The organism is Ignavibacteriales bacterium, assembly GCA_026390595.1.
In the GTDB taxonomy this organism is placed as follows: Bacteria; Bacteroidota; Ignavibacteria; order UBA10030; family UBA10030; genus UBA9647.
This window is the reverse complement of the sequence record JAPLFQ010000021.1, coordinates 111,704-128,713: the sequence shown is the minus strand read 5'-3', so window position 1 is coordinate 128,713 and position 17,010 is coordinate 111,704. Positions and strand designations below refer to the sequence as shown.

The following is a 17,010-nucleotide window of genomic DNA, read 5'->3' as shown; positions in this document are numbered from 1 at the left end:
ACGTCGCAGATCCACAAAAAAAGGCGGTGCATGATCTGCGCCGCCTTCCTGCATGGTGTGATGAGATGACCGATGTCACCAGGTCATATCATCCGTCACCCCTTGTCTGCCCGAGCGGACAAGAGGCAGCCAGATCTTGAACGTTGTGCCCCCTTCTGAAAAACTTGTAAACGTCACCTTCCCGCGCAGGTATTGCTCCCCGAGAAGTTTCATACTGTACGTGCCGAGACCTCGGTTCGCCCCTTTGGTTGAGAACGAACGCTGAAACACCTGCAGCTGGACGTGTCGCGGCATGAAGCGCGGGTTGTGCACGAGAAATTCGATCCCTGTCTTGCTTGACCGGCTGGAGAGCTGGATTGTCTCGTTGTCGCCGGATGCCTCCAGAGCATTCTTCACCATATTTCCCACGACGCGCCGGAGCAGCGTCGGGTCTGTGAGAAACTCGATCTCCGATGATGTGGAATCGACCTGGAGCGTCTTGAATCTCGCTGCATCATGATTCTTATAAGCATCGCAGATTTCGTGCATGAAGGCCACCGACTTCGTCGGGATGAAGGTGATCGACAGCTCGTTGTTTTCAGCTGCGACCAGGTCTCTCTGTGCCTTAATTTCTTCGACGAGCTGCTGTGCGAGCTCGAGGATGGGAGTCTTGAGTTCTTCCGCCTCTGAAGAATCGGAATGCTTCAGGAGCTCAATGAATCCCCGAAGACCTCCCGCGGTATTCAGGACGTCATGGAAGAAAATGCGCTCGAGGGCTCTTCGTCGTTTCTCGTGGCTGATGTCGGACACGGCGAAGATGGTGAACTGATAGTCGTCTTCTTTGAGCGGCGATGCATAGACCCTGAGGTCGAGAGGTTCGACAATGTCCTTGCGTGCCAGGTGCCATTCCTGCGCAGACACGTTTCCAAGCTGGCTGGAGAGAATAGCTCCGATGGCGCCGCAGGCCCGGCAGAACTCCGATGTGCCGCATCCTCCGGGCGTTTCGTTTGCGTGAACGCATTGAAGCGCTTCGCCGAAACGCTGTCCAAGGAACGACCCAGTCTCGCGGGCCCCCATGAACCTGTAGAACTTGTCGTTTGCGAGGACGATCTGGCGCTCTTTGTTCAACACCAACACGATGTCAAACACCGAACTGATGAAGCTATGGAGCAGCGGTATCTGCGGGAGTTTCCGCGCTTGGGTGAGAATTTCTTCCCGCGTCGCCCGTTCAGCCGGGGCGAATTCGGTTGCGAGTGGTTCGGGAAGCCGGGGGATAAACCTGAGTGGCTGGGCGCCCGGGTGGGAAGGGCGTTCGCCGTCTCCGGAATCAACCGGCAGTTTTCTTGAATTCATTTGATTCAACCTTTAGTGCGGTGCGGGGTCACTCCCATGAAGCAACAACCACCAGGAGAAGATACGACCGATCTCCCAATTCTCCTAATGATTATGCACAACCGAGAACCAGACGTCGGTGTGTACTGCGAACTTCCATTGGTGTTTCGAGAAAGATGAGAGAGGCTTATCTCCAGCTCAGCGCTTTGCGGTAAGAAGCCTGTTGAATAATACACCAACAGCGGATGACGGGCGGTGCCTTGAATCACCCTCTTCTCTGGCGCTTGGGCCAGTGGTACCAAAAACTTGTAGCATTCTGAGGAGAATTTACTTAACATCGAATTGACAATAAACTCTGGTTCGCCTACTATGGCATTCCCTTATCGCGTCCTCGCTATTGATGATTCACCCCACTTTCGCATACTCATAACGAAATTGCTGAAACGATTCGGGTTTGAGTCTGTCGAGACCGGAGAGAATGGAAAACTGGGGTTGCAGAAGTTTGACACCTTCAATCCTCATGTCGTGTTCCTTGATGGCATCATGCCTGAAATGGACGGCCTGACAGTTCTTCGGTCGATCAAGCAAAAAAGCCCCTCCACGATCGTCGTAGTGACTTCCTCTCTCTCGGAGCGTGACAAAGTTCTTCAGTTCAAAGAGAGCGGCGCAGATCTCTATCTGATGAAGCCGTTCGAGGAAGCGAAGCTTCAGGAAGTCGCTCAGAAGGTTGTGGCCATTCTGGAGGCTCGCACGAAGGCAAGCTCATGACATGTCCTCATTGCAGTGTCGAGAATCCGTCCGGCGCGAAATTCTGCAGTTCCTGCGGGTCGGTGCTGGAGAAAGCATGCGGCGAGTGCGGTTTCCTTTCCCCGCCCGACGATCGATTCTGCAGGGCATGCGGCCAGCCCCTCGCGGCTGCAGCCGGCGAACCCACATCTCGACAACCGATTCCCGTAAAACAGTATTCCCGGCAAGATATCGAGGAACTCCTGGTGCTGCGAAGGCTGGTCAGGAAAGAGGAGATTGCCTCGAAAACACTGAACCAGGACGACGTCGACAAACTTTTCGGATAAGGCATGGCCATCACACGCGAGCAACAACAACTGCTGGATGTGCTCGTTGCGGAGAAAATCCTTCGGGCGGACCAGGTTGAATCGAAGCGCGTGATACTTGAAGAAACGGCGCGCCAGAAGGGAATCGCCCGGAGCCTGATTGAAATTCTCTCTGTGCCGGAAGACGACATCGTCAAAGGCATCTGCAAAGCTTTCGGCTTGGCACGCATGAAAATCGCCACCGAAATCGAAACTGCCCCTTCCAACGTACTCACCGAAGACGAGATTCTCCGATACCGCGCAATTCCCGTGTTCCAGATCGGCCTTGAGCTGACGGTTGCTGTCATTGATCCGCTTTCACCAACCGACCGCAATGAGCTTCAAAGAATCACAGGTGGGCGCGTCCTCCCCGTGGTGACCACAATCTCCGACTTCGAGGCAGCGTTCCAGAAATATGGCGGTGCCCTGGACAAGCTTGAACGGATTGGCTCATCGCTCGACCTGTCGAAATACGATATGCGTAATCGTGGTACAGGCACGTCAGTGCGCGGCATGGACCTCGAGACCGAAGCGTCGATGTCAAAGATGGTGGACGAATTGCTTCTTCGCGCGGCGAAGTCAGGTTCGAGTGACATTCATATTGAGCCGGGAGAAGAGGAATTGATGATCCGCTTCAGGGTTGACGGCGTTCTTCAGCGGATCGTCTCACTGCCGATGTCATATCACCAGGGACTCATCGCAGTCATCAAAGCGCGGGCAGGTATGGATATGTTCGAGCGGACGATACCGCTTGACGGAAGAATCACGCTCACGTTCGCCGATCGGGTGTTCGATGTCCGAATCAACACGCTCCCTCTGTTGTATGGGGAGAAGATGGTGCTGCGGCTCCTGAGCAAGACATCGATGATCCTGAGTCTCGACAACCTCGGCTTCTCGAAGGAGAATCTCGTCAAGTTTCGTTCCTTGCTGACGGTTCCGAACGGCATCGTGCTTGTCACGGGTCCGACGGGCAGCGGCAAGACGACGACGTTGTACGCCGGATTGAATGAGATGAAAAACGTCGGCCGGAACATCACGACGGTCGAGAATCCGGTGGAATACAAGCTCGATCTCATCAACCAGGTGCAGGTTGTCGCCGAGCGTGGTCTGACTTTTGCCGCGGCACTCAGGGCGATCCTCCGCCAGGATCCAAACGTTGTTCTCATCGGCGAGATCCGCGATGCTGAAACCGGAACGATTGCCACCGAAGCAGCGCTGACGGGACATCTTGTCCTCAGCACCATGCACACCAACGACGCCATTGGAGCGATCCCGCGTATGATCAACCTTGGTGTGGAACCCTTTTGGGTCAGCGCGTCCATCATCGGTGTGTTGGCGCAGCGGTTGGTGAGGAAACTCTGCGTCCGATGCTACGAAGAGTACGAGCCTGAAAGTACTAAACTTGAATCTTCAGGATTACTCAACCTCCCGCTCGGCACAACCCTGTTCCGGCCCCGGGGATGCAGTTCCTGCAACGGCATCGGCTACAAAGGCCGTGTGGCAATGCACGAAGTTCTTGCCGTAACCGATGACATGCGCGACCTGATCTCCAGTGAGGTTACGACGACAAAACTCAGGGCCCTTGCGGTCAAGGGTGGGTTCCGGGAGATGTACTTTGATGGATTGCAGAAGGCCCTTGCGGGCATCACGTCGCTCGAAGAAGTGCTGCGCGTGACACGCCGCAACTGATGGTGATCACGCAGGTTGACCCGCGACGAATCCTGTGCGGCCGATCGAGCCCCCTGTTTTCACTCCGCCAGATACACCGTTGATGTGCAGCACACCGCGCTTCTCAGCATCCGCTAAATTCCATATCAAGAGTTCAGGCCGCACCAGGCGATGTCCCACACGTGGAGCTTTACCATGAGTACGCACCGAATCCGAATCACACTGTTCGCGTTTGCGATCGTACCGTCTCTTCTTCAGGCCAATCCTCAACAGTCCGCGCAGGAAATCCGGATCAACATCCGGCAGGTTGTCGATTCGCTGAACCCGATCGATGCGGGCACGTTTCTCAACGGCTATCGTAAGACGCTCTCCGGCCAGCTCATCTCGTATCGTTCGTCTCATCCCGACGCCGACGTCGCTCTTCTGGTACGGGCTCGTAAGGAAGTCCGCTCCATTTCGTGGGAGACGGATACGATTCCTGATATCTATGCCGGTGACCACTATCGATTTATCTGGATTGCAGGTCTGGAACACGCCGGGTTTCAAAACGCGGAGGGGCCGCATCTGTTCCACCTTAGCGTCAACGGTGAGCGTTGGTTTACGTTCAAAAACCTGAAGGACTCAACAGCGAAATCATGGAACGTGAAAGCCGCGAATGGGGCTCAACTGTCTTTTGAGACCGTGACAGTCGATAGGGTTGGTGACCTCTTCGGGACAATGCATCTGGACATCCCCAAGAAGCTTGTCGTTCCCGGAAAGCCCCTGGTTCTGCAAGTGCTCGGCGAGGATGACCGGAGCGACGACTGGTTCATGACGTTTCAATACAGCTTCAGCTTCGAGCCACGCATCCGAATGGAGCCGGTCGTGTTGCGCGAGCAAACGGGTCGGTCACAGGTCCTGAGGTTGAGTCTTGACAACCTGCGGTCAGGAAGGGATATTCAGATCTTCCTCCCCGCGGGGGGAGGCTCGATCACTGAGCCGCTGCGTGTCGGGTCAAACGTTTTCTTTGTTCCGGTGCCAGCTGTCCAGTCATCAAGAGAGATCTCGGTATCCTTCAACGTGAATGACAATCCGGTCAGCAGGAAGTTTGTCACCATCCGGCCGGTGAACAAGCGCGACATCTATTTTCTCTCGTACTCACACAACGACATCGGCTATACCGACCTGCAGTCGAACATCGAGAAAAAGCAATGGAGAAATCTCGATGAAGCGTTACGGCTGATAGCCCTGACAAAGGACTACCCGCCGGATGCCCGGTTCAAGTGGAACATGGAAGTCGTCTGGGCGCTTGACGGATATCTGAAGCAGGCATCCGACTCGAGGCGCAAGGAGGTGATGGATGCGGTCAGGAGCGGGAGCATCGGGCTCAACGCACTGTATGCGAATATTCTGACAGGGTTGGCGAACGCGGTGGAGATGAATCACTTCACAGAGCGGGCACGAACTCTCCAGTCTGAGTATTCAGTACCTATCACAACAGCGCTCGTGTCCGACATCCCCGGCTTCACATGGGGTATCGTGCCGGCGCTCGCCCAATCAGGCGTGAAGTACTTTTCCATTTCACCGAATCCGGGGGACCGCATCGGGTTCACGATAGAGGAGTGGGGGGACAAACCCTTCTACTGGCAGTCGCAATCGGGCAAGGAGAAGGTTCTCACCTGGGTTGCCGGCGAAAGCTACGCCAGCTTTCATGAGGGGGATTTGAGCAAGCTCGGAGACGACAAGATATTCAAACTCCTGAGGAAGCTTGACGATCGGAAATATCCGTATGAAATCGTCCAACTTCCCTACACGGTAGGTGGAGACAACGGGCCTCCGGACCCCAAGCTCTCCGACTACGTCCAGAAATGGAACGAACGGTACGCCTCGCCCCGCCTCATCATCGCAACGCATCGCCAGTTGTTTGAGGAATTCGAGCGCCGCTACGGCCCGACGCTTCGGACATTTTCCGGCGACTTCACTCCCTACTGGGAAGATGGGGCGGCTTCCTCAGCGTATGAGACAGCCGTCAATCGCCGCGCGGCAGACAGGCTGATACAGGATGAGGCCCTCTGGTCGATGCGCGCACCCGCAGTGTTCCCCCGGCAGGACTTCGCGTCGGCGTGGCGGAATGTGATTCTCTACGACGAACACACCTGGGGTGCGCACAACAGCATTTCGGAACCTGACCTACCGTTCGTCAAGGGACAGTGGGAGATCAAGCGGCGCTTCGCCCTTGATGCTGATAGTCTTTCGAAAGTACTCGAGCAACAGCCAATGCCGCAGGATCAGCAGAAGAGGGATGGAGTGTTCGATGTCTATAACACGCAATCGTGGGCGAGAACGGACATCCTCTATTTCACGCCGGATCAGAGCGCGATCGGTGATCGAGTCGTGAACGCAGAAGGGAAGCCAATACCGTCTCAAAGACTTTCCACAGGTGAGCTGGCTGTGCTCATGAAGAACATGCGCCCCATGAGCTCAGCGCGGATCACCCTGAAGAAGGGGACTGCCGCTTCAGAGGGGAGCGTCAATGCCTCTGGTGCTCTCGTCGAAAACGATATCCTCTCGGTCTCTGTGAACAAGACGACCGGCGCCCTCGACGATTTCCAATGGAAAAGGAATGGCCTGCGGATTGTCGACCTCAACCGTGGTAGAGGGCTGAACGAGTTTTTGTATGTCCCCGGCAAGGATCCCTCAGATGCCAGACGGATTTCGAATGCAAAGGTGGGTGTGAAGGAAAAGGGGAAGCTGGTTTCGTCACTCATGGTCGAGGCAGATGCGCCCGGCTGCAGGAAGTACTCCTACGAGGTTCGGGTGATCGATGGCATCGACCGGATCGATATCATCAATCGTTTGGACAAATTGGCGGTCAGGTCGAAGGAAGGGGTCCACATCGGTTTCCCGTTTGACCTCCCCGAGGGAGTCCTGCGGTACGACGTGGCGCACGGCATCGTGCGGCCTGAGGTTGATCAACTCGCGGGAGCGTGTAAGAACTTCTTCTCGGTTGTGAGTTGGGTGGACATCTCGAATGATCAGCGGGGTGTTACGTGGGCAACGCCAGATGTGCCGCTCATTGAGATCGGCGACATCACGGCGGAGAAGCCCTGGATGAGGGATATCAGCACGGCACAGAATTTCTATTCGTACGCAATGAACAACTACTGGCACACAAACTACAAGGCAGACCAGGAAGGGGAGATGGTGTTCCGATACTCGGTCAGGCCGCACGGGGCCTACAGCCAGCTTGAGGCAGCAAGGTTCGGCATCGAGCGCCGTCAGCGGCTCGTCGTATTGCCTGCAAGCGGAGATGGAAAGACCGAAGTGCCGCTCTATGAGATAGAGCCTGCGGGACTCATCGTTCTTTCGACGAAGCCAATACCTGACAACGCGGGTTGGATTCTGACCATCTACAATCCGACTGATCAGAAGCGGTCGGCAAAGCTGCGCTGGAACAAGAGCATGCCGGTGTCAATCCATGCGAGTGATGCGTTCGAGATTACGGGCGGGCAAATCGAAGGGGGAATCGAAGTTCCGGCTTATGGAAGTGTGTTTGTGCGAGTGAATCCGAAGTAGAAAGCAGGTGAGGTGCCACGCACCCAGTTGAGAAGGCCGACTTCTGCCCAGCGAAACCAGCAAGAAATCGGACTTCTACCGTGAAGGTGCGTGGCACGTACCTAGAGCCCTGTCATCTGTGCACTGACTTCCCACAGGCGATGAGCGACGCTTTCGTCATATGAAATCCTGGACGACCGGATCTCTTTCTCGTCGAGGAAGTACTTGCCTGTTACTCCCTCCACTTCCGGAGACGACGCGAGCCAGATGACCGTCTCGGCTCCTTTCTCTGCGCTTCTCATGAAGATATCGAGGTGCTTGAAAACGAAGCCTGCAACCCCCGAGAGTTGCTTTCCGAAGTTCGTCCGCACCGAACCGGGGTGCAAGGTGTTGACCGTGATAGTGGTGCCGGGCGTCCGGCGCGCAAGTTCGTAGGTGAACAGAATGTTTGCAGCCTTCGATCGGGCATACGATTTCATAGGGTTATAGCCGTGTTCGTACTGTATGTCGCTGAATTTCATCGTTCCGAATTGATGCGCCTGGGAGCTGACATTCACGATTCGGGCCGAAGGGGCGGCACGAAGCATCTCGAGCAGAAGGTTGGTCAGAAGAAAATACCCCAGGTGATTCAGAGCCAGGGTCAATTCGATGCCATCGACCGTCAGAATCCTCCTGTCGAATATCCCGCCGGCATTGTTGACGAGGACATCGATTCTCGGATGATCCGTTTTGATTTGCCCCGCCAGTTTTCGAATGTCCCTCTGTGACGAGAGATCAGCGATGTAGACATGCACATCCGCGTTTCTTGTTTTCTCAATAATCTCGGCCCGCACTCTCTCTCCCTTCTCCTTGTTTCGAGAAACTATCAGAGTTGTTGCCCCCTGGCGGGCCAGAGAATGAGCTGTGACCTCGCCAATTCCGGACGTCGCGCCGGTGATGAGGCATATCTTGCCGTCGGTCATTCGGTCCCTCCTGTACTTTGTTGACTAACTGGGTTTTCTTGCCTAATATAGCGCCACAACTTGCCTCACGCAAGTGCGGTCGTAGTGAAACTGCTCCCATTCGTTCCATGGCGGGAGCGAGACCCTCTCTGCTTTGTCTTCAAAACGTCTTTTGCCCCGGCTCATTCAGCGAGCCACAATGAGAAAAGAAAGGCACGCCCATGAGACTCCTCTTTTCGCTCTTCTTCGCCGTCATCTGTGTCGCGCGTTCCCAACAACCACAACAGAGGGACTATCTCCAGGAAACGAAGGCGCAGCGCGAAGCGCGCATGCAATGGTGGAGTGAGGCAAGGTTCGGCATGTTCATTCACTGGGGGTTGTACTCCATCCCCGCAGGTGAATGGAAGGGGAGCACAAACCACGCCGAGTGGATCCGGACGACGGCGCAGATCCCGCTCACGGAGTACGACAAGTTCGTCGGACAATTCAATCCCGTCAAGTTCAACGCCGTTGAGTGGGTGCGGATGGCAAAGAACGCAGGGATGAAATATATCACCATCACATCGAAGCACCACGATGGCTTCTGCCTCTTCGACTCGAAGTACACGGAGTTCGATGTCATGTCGACGCCGTTCAAGCGCGATATCATGAAAGAGCTGGCAGACGCGTGCCACAAGGAGGGAATCAAAATCTGCTGGTATCATTCGATCATGGATTGGCATCACCCCGATTACCTTCCACGGCGCGAATGGGAGAAGGATCGTTCGGCCGCGGGAGCTGAGTTCGACCGCTATTTTCAGCATCTCAAGAACCAGCTCAAGGAGCTGTTGACGAATTACGGTGAGATCGGCGTGCTCTGGTTCGACGGGGAATGGGAGTCAACCTGGAACACGAAGTACGGGACTGAACTCTATAACTATGTGAGAAGTCTGCAGCCAAACATCATCATCAACAACCGCGTCGGAGCCGGACGATCGGGGATGGAAGGATTCACCAAGGCCGGTGAGTTCGCTGGCGATTTCGGCACGCCGGAACAGGAAATCCCGGCGACCGGGTTGTCGGGAGTCTCATGGGAAACCTGCATGACAATGAACGACAATTGGGGCTTCAACAAACACGATGACCGCTGGAAATCAACGGATGACCTGGTTCAGAAGCTGGCCGACATTGCTTCCAAGGGGGGCAACTTCCTCCTCAATATCGGTCCGACATCCGAAGGCGTGTTTCCTCAGCCTGCTATCGATCGCCTCGGGCAGCTTGGTGACTGGATGAAAGTCAACGGTGAGGCGATCTATGAGACCAAAGCAAGTCCTTTCAAGAATCTCGAGTGGGGTCGTTGCACACAGAAGACCATCGATGGCGGCGTACGGCTCTATCTCCATGTTTTCAAATGGCCTGCCAGTGGAAAACTGGTGGTACCGGGAATCCTGAATGAGCCAAAGATCGCGTACCTCCTTGCCGACCGGGAACGACAGCATCTTCTGGTGCGCAGACAGGAGGATGCCATCGTGATCAACGTTCCGGGGAAGGCGCCCGATCCGATCAACAGTGTCATCGTGCTGGATGTGCGTGGAAATATCGATGTGACGAGTCCGCCAAAAATCGGGGCGAAGTTCGAAGTGTTCATCGATGGGCTGGATGTCAGCGTTGGATCGGAGCGGGAGAAAGTTGAAATCCGGTACTCGCTTGACGGGAGCCTTCCTACAGCGAATTCCAAACTGGTGGCTGGTCCAATCAGGGTGACGGAAACAACGACTGTGACCGCACGGTGTTTCTGTGACGGAAGTCCGGTGAGCGGCCCGGGGTCTGCCACGTTCACGAAGGTCTCTCCAAATCCCGCTGTGAACATCGCAGGTCTCGCGGCCGGGATACAATACTCGTGCTATCAGGGAGATTGGAACGTCCTGCCGGATTTCGGCAAACTCAAACCGGTGAAAGAAGGCGTGACATCAGTCTTTGATATCTCTCTAGGGGCTCAACCTGAGTATTTCGGTCTCGACTTCAACGGGTTCATCAGAGTTCCGGAAAACGGAGTCTACGCATTCTCCACAGAATCGGATGACGGAAGCCGGCTCTTTGTCGACGGGAAGATGATAGCAGACAATGATGGCTTGCACGGCAATCGTGAAGTGAAGGGGGTTGTCGCACTTGCCGTCGGTCTGCATGGGATTCGTGTCCAGTATTTCCAAAAAGGAGGGGGACGCGATTTGAAGGTCTTCGTCGAAGGTCCCAAAGGTGAAAAGCTGGTGATTCCGGCTTCGATGCTGTTCTATCAGCAGAAGTAAATGAACGCTGAGCCTTGCCTCGATCACATTTTTTCGGGAAATGAGATCGCCCATGAATAGCCGTGGATTCTGCTCCATAGTTGTGGTGCTGATACTGCTTCTCGAGTCCGGGTTTGCTCTGGAGAAGCAGAAGCCTTCCCGATCTCATGATCTGCGGTTCACGTCGCTCGCCAAGTCCTGGGATGAGGGCGTACCGTTGGGGAATGGAATGATCGGTGCGCTCGTCTGGCAGAGGGACAGCGTCCTGCGAATGTCGCTCGACCGGGCCGACTTGTGGGATCTTCGGAAGATCAAGGAATTTGAAAGCCCCGAGTTTAGGTATGCGTGGGTGGTCGAGCAGGCGACGAAAGGGGATTACAAAAAAGCGCAGGAGATGGGAGACGTGCCTTATGATCGGGACGCAGCACCGACGAAACTGCCGGGTGCAGCCCTGGAACTCCCGATTCCGGGCATCAATGACGTCGTGGCCGTTCAACTCCGGCTCGATGACGCCGTCTGCGTCATCAGATGGAAGTCCGGCATTGAATTGCAGACCTTCGTCCACGCCACGGCGCAACGCGGCTGGTTCCGGATCACTGGTCTCAGAGGAAATATCAAACCGCGACTCATCCCCCCGCCGTACGCATTGCCGGACACTGCAAAGGACTCCGGCAACAGTGGTCCCGGCGGCAATGATCTGCGCCGGCTTGGATATCCGCCCGAAAAAGTCATTGAGAGCGATAAGAACCTCTTCTATCGTCAGGAGTGCTATGGCGGTTTCTCGTACACGGTGCACGTCAGTTGGTCGGATATCAGGGACAACGTCCTGACAGGAGAATGGGAGATTCAGCCGAACCATCCGTTCTCATTGAATGAGGGGCGGAAGGCAACGGGCATGGTCCGGTTGGCTGGCAAGATCTCCTTTGATGAGGACCTCAGGACACACAAGGTGTGGTGGCATCGTTACTGGCGTCAGTCTGCCATCCAGTTGCCCGATTCAATACTCGAGAGCCAATGGTACCGGGAAATGTACAAGTTCGGCAGCGCCTCACGCCGTGGTGCGCCTCCGATTACGCTGCAAGCTGTCTGGACAGCCGACAACAGCCGCCTGCCCCCCTGGAAAGGAGATTATCACCACGATCTCAACACGCAGCTGAGCTATTGGCCAGCGTATAGTTCCAACCATCTCACTGAAGGCCTCGCATTTCTGGACTGGCTCTGGTGGTGTAAGCCGGTTGCCGAGCAGTACACGAAGCAGTATTTCGGTACGACGGGGCTCAACGTCCCGGGTGTCTCGACGCTTGCCGGTGAACCGATGGGCGGGTGGATCCAGTATTCGCTTTCTCCGACGGTCTCCGCGTGGCTTTCCCAGCATTTCTATCTCCATTGGAAATACAGCCTCGACCGGGAGTTTCTTCGTACGCGGGCATATCCCTGGATTCGGGGGGTCGGCGTTCATCTCGAAGAACTTTCTGTTCGGGACAGCCTTGGGAGGAGGCAACTCCCGCTGAGTTCGTCACCGGAAATAAACGACAACCGAGTGGATGCGTGGTTCCGCTCCACGACGAACTACGATCTGGCGCTCATCCGCTGGCTGTTCGGGGCGGCATCGGAACTGGCTCTGGAGCTTGGAGATGCTGAAGAATCGGCGCGGTGGAGACAGATCCAGTCCGAATGGCCTGAACTGGCTCGCTCGCCTGCGAACGGAAAGCTTCTCGTCGCTCCCGGCATTGAGCTCAAGGAGTCGCATCGCCACTTCTCGCACCTGATGGCAATTCATCCGCTTGGGTTGCTTGATTGGGATAACGGAGAGCGCGATCGTCAGAGCATCTCCGCTTCGCTTGCAGATCTCGAGCGGCTCGGTACGGATTGGTGGTGTGGATACTCGTACTCGTGGCTCGGAAGCATGTGGGCACGTGCGCGAAACGGTGAGAAGGCGGCGGAGGCGCTCAGGACATTTGCGACCTGCTTCTGTCTTCCCAATAGTTTTCATGTGAACGGAGATCAATCGGGAACCGGAAAATCCAAATTCACGTACCGACCATTCACGCTCGAGGGCAATTTCGCCTGTGCTCAGGGAATTCAGGAGATGCTTCTCCAGAGCCAGAACGGAACAGTCAGGCTCTTTCCTGCGATCCCTGATTCCTGGAAGAACGTTTCCTTTACCAGTCTCCGCGCAGAAGGTGCGCTCCTTGTCTCGGCACACCAGACAGAGGGGAATGTCAGCATTGTGAGAGTCGTTGCCGAAAAAGGCGGAAGGGTGAAGATGGTGAATCCGTTCGTGCGGAGATCTTTCAAGACGACTTCGAAAGGGGTTGGACCTGTCAGTGAGAAGGCCGGATTCCTCGAGTTCGACGCGAAGACAGGAGGGACGATTGAGTTCCATGCCCGGAAATGAAGTTTGCGACGACCGGACGTCGGCATCGAGCTGATGCCGAACAGATGGTTTAGAGTTTCAGCCAGGCTCCACAATGTAGTTTCTGTTAGATCGAATACTGAAATATCTTTCAATTCGGACGACGATGGAAAGAAGAAAAAAGGTTTTTGTCACAGGTTGTTTCGATATGCTGCACAGCGGTCACGTCGCGTTTCTCAACGAAGCGGCGGAACATGGCGATGTGCACGTTGGAATCGGGTCGGACGAGACGGTAGGCAGACTCAAGGGAAGATATCCGATTAACAACCAGGATGAGCGAAAGTACATGCTCGAGGCGCTGCGGTGTGTCACCCGGTGCACAGTGAACGCCGGCTCGGGAATCATGGACTTCGTCGGGAACGAAGATGTGCTGTCGGCGGATATTTTGTTCGTGAATGAGGACGGTCATACTCCCGAAAAAGAGGAATTCTGCCGGAAGAACAACCTCCAGTACGTCATCAGCAAGAGGATTCCGCATGGCGATCTCCCTCCGCGTTCAACAACTGCGTTGAAACGGGAATGCAACGTCCCGTTCCGGATCGATCTTGCCGGAGGCTGGCTTGATCAGCCGTATGTGGCGAAGCATCATCCGGGGGCCGTCGTCACGATCTCGATCGAGCCAACCATCGAGTTCAACGATCGGAGCGGCATGGCTTCGAGCACCCGCCATCGCGCGATCGATCTCTGGCATACTGATATTCCGGCAGGGGACAAGGAGAAGCTTGCCAAGACGCTCTTCGCGTATGAGAATCCACCGGGAACAGAAATCGTGTCCGGTTCCCAGGATGCCCTCGGCATCGTGATGCCCGGCCTCAACAAACTGCATTATGACGGCCGCTATTGGCCCCAGAGCATCGAATCGGTTCATGATGAGCCTATCCTCGGGTTCGTTGAGGACCATCTGTTCCTGCTGACGCTTGAGCCCCGGGTGAGCACCTTCTCCGTGCTGGAAGGGACGAAGATCGATGCGGGCGGAGCACGGCGGCTCGCGGAAGCAACAGATCAATGCTGGGACGCGATCCTGGCGAGGGACTTGGTGCAGTTTGGCAAATACTTCACTCACTCGTTTGACGCTCAGGTGGCGATGTTTCCCCATATGGTTGATGACGCGATCATGTCAGTGATCGATCGCTACAAATCACATGCGCTCGGGTGGAAGCTCTCGGGGGCCGGCGGGGGAGGATATCTGATCCTCATCGCAGAGAACAAAATCGAGAACACGATTCAAGTCAAGATCCGCCGAAAACAAGGGAGTGACTGACATGACCAAACGCTATTGCCTGACGCTCGACCTGAAGAACGACCCGGAGCTGATTCGCCAATACAAATACTGGCATGAAGACAAAAACATCTGGCCGGAGATAACGCGTGGAATCCGGGACGTAGGTCTTGAGGATATGCAGATCTACCTGCGCGGCACGAGGATGTTCATGATTGTCGAGGCCGGAGCAAGCGTAGATTTCGATGCTGCGATGAAGCGGCTTGGCACCTTGCCGCGCCAGAAAGAATGGGAAACATTCGTGGCCAAGTTTCAGGAGCCGCTCCCGGATGCGAAGCCGGGTGAAAAGTGGCTCCCGATGGAAAGAGTTTTCAAGTTGCCGTAATCATCTTCTCGTCACCATTGCTCAATGGAGGTTGCATGAAAGACCATCGAATCAGTAGAAGAGATTTGTTGAAGAAAGGGTCTCTCCTCGCGCTGGGAGCTCCGTTCTTGCACGCCAAAGAAGCAAGCGCATCTGAGCCGGAAATGCTCTCCATTCCACAGGACATGGATTCGTGGAAACCGGATCGGCCGCTGACGGCCATCGTCCTTGGCGCCGGGAACCGGGGCAATGTGTACTCCGGGTACAGTCTGAAATTCCCCGACGAGTTGAAGATCGTCGGCGTGGCAGAGCCTAACGAGTTCAGGAGGAACAGATTTGCGAAGAAGTATCAAATACCGGAGCAGCATCAGTGGGTGACGTGGGAACACGCGCTGAAAGTGCCGAAGTTCGCCGATGCGCTGATCATCACAACGCCGGACCACCTGCACTACGGCCCGGCCATGGGCGGACTCAAAATGGGATATGATATGGTGCTTGAGAAACCGATTTCCCAGTCGTGGAGAGAGTGCAACGACATCATGAAGCTCACCGAGAAGGCGCAGAGGATTGTCGCAATATGCCATGTGCTGCGCTATACTCCGTATTTCAGAAAACTCAAAGAGATCATGAATTCCGGCGAGATCGGGGAAGTTGTCAGCATCCAGCACCTGGAGCCGGTTGAGCATGTCCACATGTCGCACTCGTTCGTCCGGGGCAATTGGAGAAACACAAAAGAATCGAATCCCATGATTCTCGCCAAATCATGCCACGATCTCGACATTCTGCGCTGGATGATCGGCAAGCAGTGCACGAGAGTATCTTCGTTTGGGTCGCTCACATTCTTCAACAAGGCGCACGCGCCGGAAGGATCCACCATGCGTTGTACGGGCGGCTGCAAAGTGGAGTCAACCTGCCCGTTCTCGGCGCTGAAGATCTATTACCGCAATCGCACGTGGCTCACACACCTGGATCTTCCCGCAGAAGGAGATCAGGGGCCGGCAATCATGAAACACCTCACAGAAGGCCCGTACGGCCGCTGCGTGTTCCATTGCGACAACGACGTCGTCGATCATCAGATCACGAATCTCGAATTCGGGGGAAATATCACTGCAGCATTCTCGATGGAGGCTCTGACCTCCTACGCCGGGCGGCGCACTCGCGTCATGGGTACGAAAGGGGACATCGTGGGTGATGAGAACATCTTGACCGTGTTCGACTTCAGCACTCGCAAAACGAAAACCTGGGACGCCAGCGCGGCGATCAAAGTCCAATCCGGTCACGGAGGCGGCGACTATGGCTTGCTGCATGATTTCATTCACGCAGTGAGCACGAAGGATGCGAAAGTGCTTACGTCCACGATCCAGGAATCCATGGAAAGCCATCTGATGGCGTTCAAAGCTGAGGAAAGCCGTCATGGAGGAAAGACGATGGCTGTAAAAATGAGTTGAACTTGCCTTTCATGGGCTCAGCACGTATGAACAATATGGTGAGACCGACGTCCCCTCTCAAATTGCTCATGCTCATGGTTCTGCCGGTCCACTGAGAATATTCGTGTGGATTCTGACGGTGAATATGAGTTCTTTGTCAGATGCGGTGAAGGCTTGAATGAGGACAAATCTGATGCGAAATATGCACGGACTCTCCAATCCGACCTAAGATGAGAAAGAACGATCTCGTTTGCCTCCTTGCAGCCATCGTGACACTCACGTCATCTTCCTATGCCCAACTGGACGCGCGCTGGATTGGCGATTGGAAGGGCATGATGCAGATCTACAGGCTGGGCAAGACTGTTGACAGCGTATCCGTCACGATGACGATCAAACCCTCGGCCAGGCAGGGGAGCTACATCTGGAGAACAGAGTATCACTCTGCGAAACAACCGATGATAAAGGACTATACGCTGCGAACTATCGATGCCGCCAAGGGAATGTACGTCACCGATGAGGGGGAAGGCGTTGAACTAACCACCTATCTCGTTGGGAACAAGATGTATAACGTCTTTGAAGTACAGAACACGATGCTCACTGCCACCTACGATCTGATTGGCAATGAGCTGATTTTTGAAGTGACATCGGGCAAGAAGGAGCCCCCGACAGGGGGAGGGGTCACTAATTACTCGGTGAACAATCTCCAGCGAGTCGTTCTGAAGAGAGCGGATCCCTCTAAGTAGTGACTTCGTGTGCTCACTGTGATCTCCAGCGT

At 55.2% G+C, this 17,010-nt stretch carries 12 protein-coding genes; 10 read left to right on the top strand and 2 right to left on the bottom strand.

From position 1 onward, the window contains the following. Positions 1–75 precede the first annotated feature (75 nt). Positions 76–1,332 carry a sensor histidine kinase gene (locus tag NTU47_10670; GenBank protein MCX6134263.1) on the bottom strand — a complete coding sequence of 419 codons (1,257 nt, stop codon included), beginning with the start codon at positions 1,330–1,332 and terminating at the stop codon, positions 76–78. 348 nt (positions 1,333–1,680) lie between these two features. On the opposite strand from NTU47_10670, the gene NTU47_10665 reads away from it, so the two are divergent. From NTU47_10665 to NTU47_10650, 4 genes are all read left to right on the top strand, one after another. Next, on the top strand, positions 1,681–2,079 hold the full coding sequence (locus NTU47_10665) for a response regulator (GenBank protein ID MCX6134262.1): 399 nt from the start codon (positions 1,681–1,683) through the stop codon (positions 2,077–2,079). Continuing rightward, on the top strand, positions 2,076–2,384 hold the full coding sequence (locus NTU47_10660; protein MCX6134261.1) for a zinc ribbon domain-containing protein: 309 nt from the start codon (positions 2,076–2,078) through the stop codon (positions 2,382–2,384). Before NTU47_10665 ends, NTU47_10660 begins: the two co-directional genes overlap by 4 nt. A 3-nt stretch (positions 2,385–2,387) precedes the next feature. Continuing rightward, complete coding sequence (locus tag NTU47_10655) at positions 2,388–4,091, top strand: GspE/PulE family protein (protein MCX6134260.1); 1,704 nt, start codon at positions 2,388–2,390, stop codon at positions 4,089–4,091. A gap of 174 nt (positions 4,092–4,265) precedes the next feature. Further along, positions 4,266–7,625 carry a hypothetical protein gene (locus NTU47_10650; protein ID MCX6134259.1) on the top strand — a complete coding sequence of 1,120 codons (3,360 nt, stop codon included), beginning with the start codon at positions 4,266–4,268 and terminating at the stop codon, positions 7,623–7,625. Positions 7,626–7,726: 101 nt separating this feature from the next. Here the strand turns inward: NTU47_10650 and NTU47_10645 are convergent, their stop codons facing one another. Continuing rightward, positions 7,727–8,566, bottom strand: coding sequence for an SDR family oxidoreductase (locus NTU47_10645; GenBank protein ID MCX6134258.1), 840 nt, complete (start codon positions 8,564–8,566; stop codon positions 7,727–7,729). A 200-nt stretch (positions 8,567–8,766) separates the two neighbouring features. Between NTU47_10645 and NTU47_10640 the strand changes: the two genes are divergently transcribed. The 6 genes from NTU47_10640 to NTU47_10615 all read left to right on the top strand — a co-directional run bounded on the left by NTU47_10640 (position 8,767) and on the right by NTU47_10615 (position 16,978). Beyond that, positions 8,767–10,830 carry an alpha-L-fucosidase gene (locus tag NTU47_10640; protein ID MCX6134257.1) on the top strand — a complete coding sequence of 688 codons (2,064 nt, stop codon included), beginning with the start codon at positions 8,767–8,769 and terminating at the stop codon, positions 10,828–10,830. A 52-nt stretch (positions 10,831–10,882) separates the two neighbouring features. Further along, positions 10,883–13,207 carry a hypothetical protein gene (locus NTU47_10635; protein MCX6134256.1) on the top strand — a complete coding sequence of 775 codons (2,325 nt, stop codon included), beginning with the start codon at positions 10,883–10,885 and terminating at the stop codon, positions 13,205–13,207. A gap of 124 nt (positions 13,208–13,331) precedes the next feature. After that, the gene (locus NTU47_10630; GenBank protein MCX6134255.1) at positions 13,332–14,486 is read left to right on the top strand and encodes an adenylyltransferase/cytidyltransferase family protein; all 1,155 of its coding nucleotides are present in this window, start codon (positions 13,332–13,334) and stop codon (positions 14,484–14,486) included. Position 14,487: 1 nt separating this feature from the next. Continuing rightward, positions 14,488–14,829, top strand: a complete 342-nt coding sequence (locus NTU47_10625) for an L-rhamnose mutarotase (GenBank protein ID MCX6134254.1) — start codon at positions 14,488–14,490, stop codon at positions 14,827–14,829. Positions 14,830–14,864: 35 nt separating this feature from the next. Continuing rightward, entirely contained in the window at positions 14,865–16,256 is a 1,392-nt protein-coding gene (locus tag NTU47_10620; protein MCX6134253.1) for a Gfo/Idh/MocA family oxidoreductase, read from the top strand. A 209-nt stretch (positions 16,257–16,465) separates the two neighbouring features. Further along, positions 16,466–16,978, top strand: a complete 513-nt coding sequence (locus NTU47_10615; protein MCX6134252.1) for a hypothetical protein — start codon at positions 16,466–16,468, stop codon at positions 16,976–16,978. The last annotated feature ends 32 nt before the right edge of the window (positions 16,979–17,010 follow it).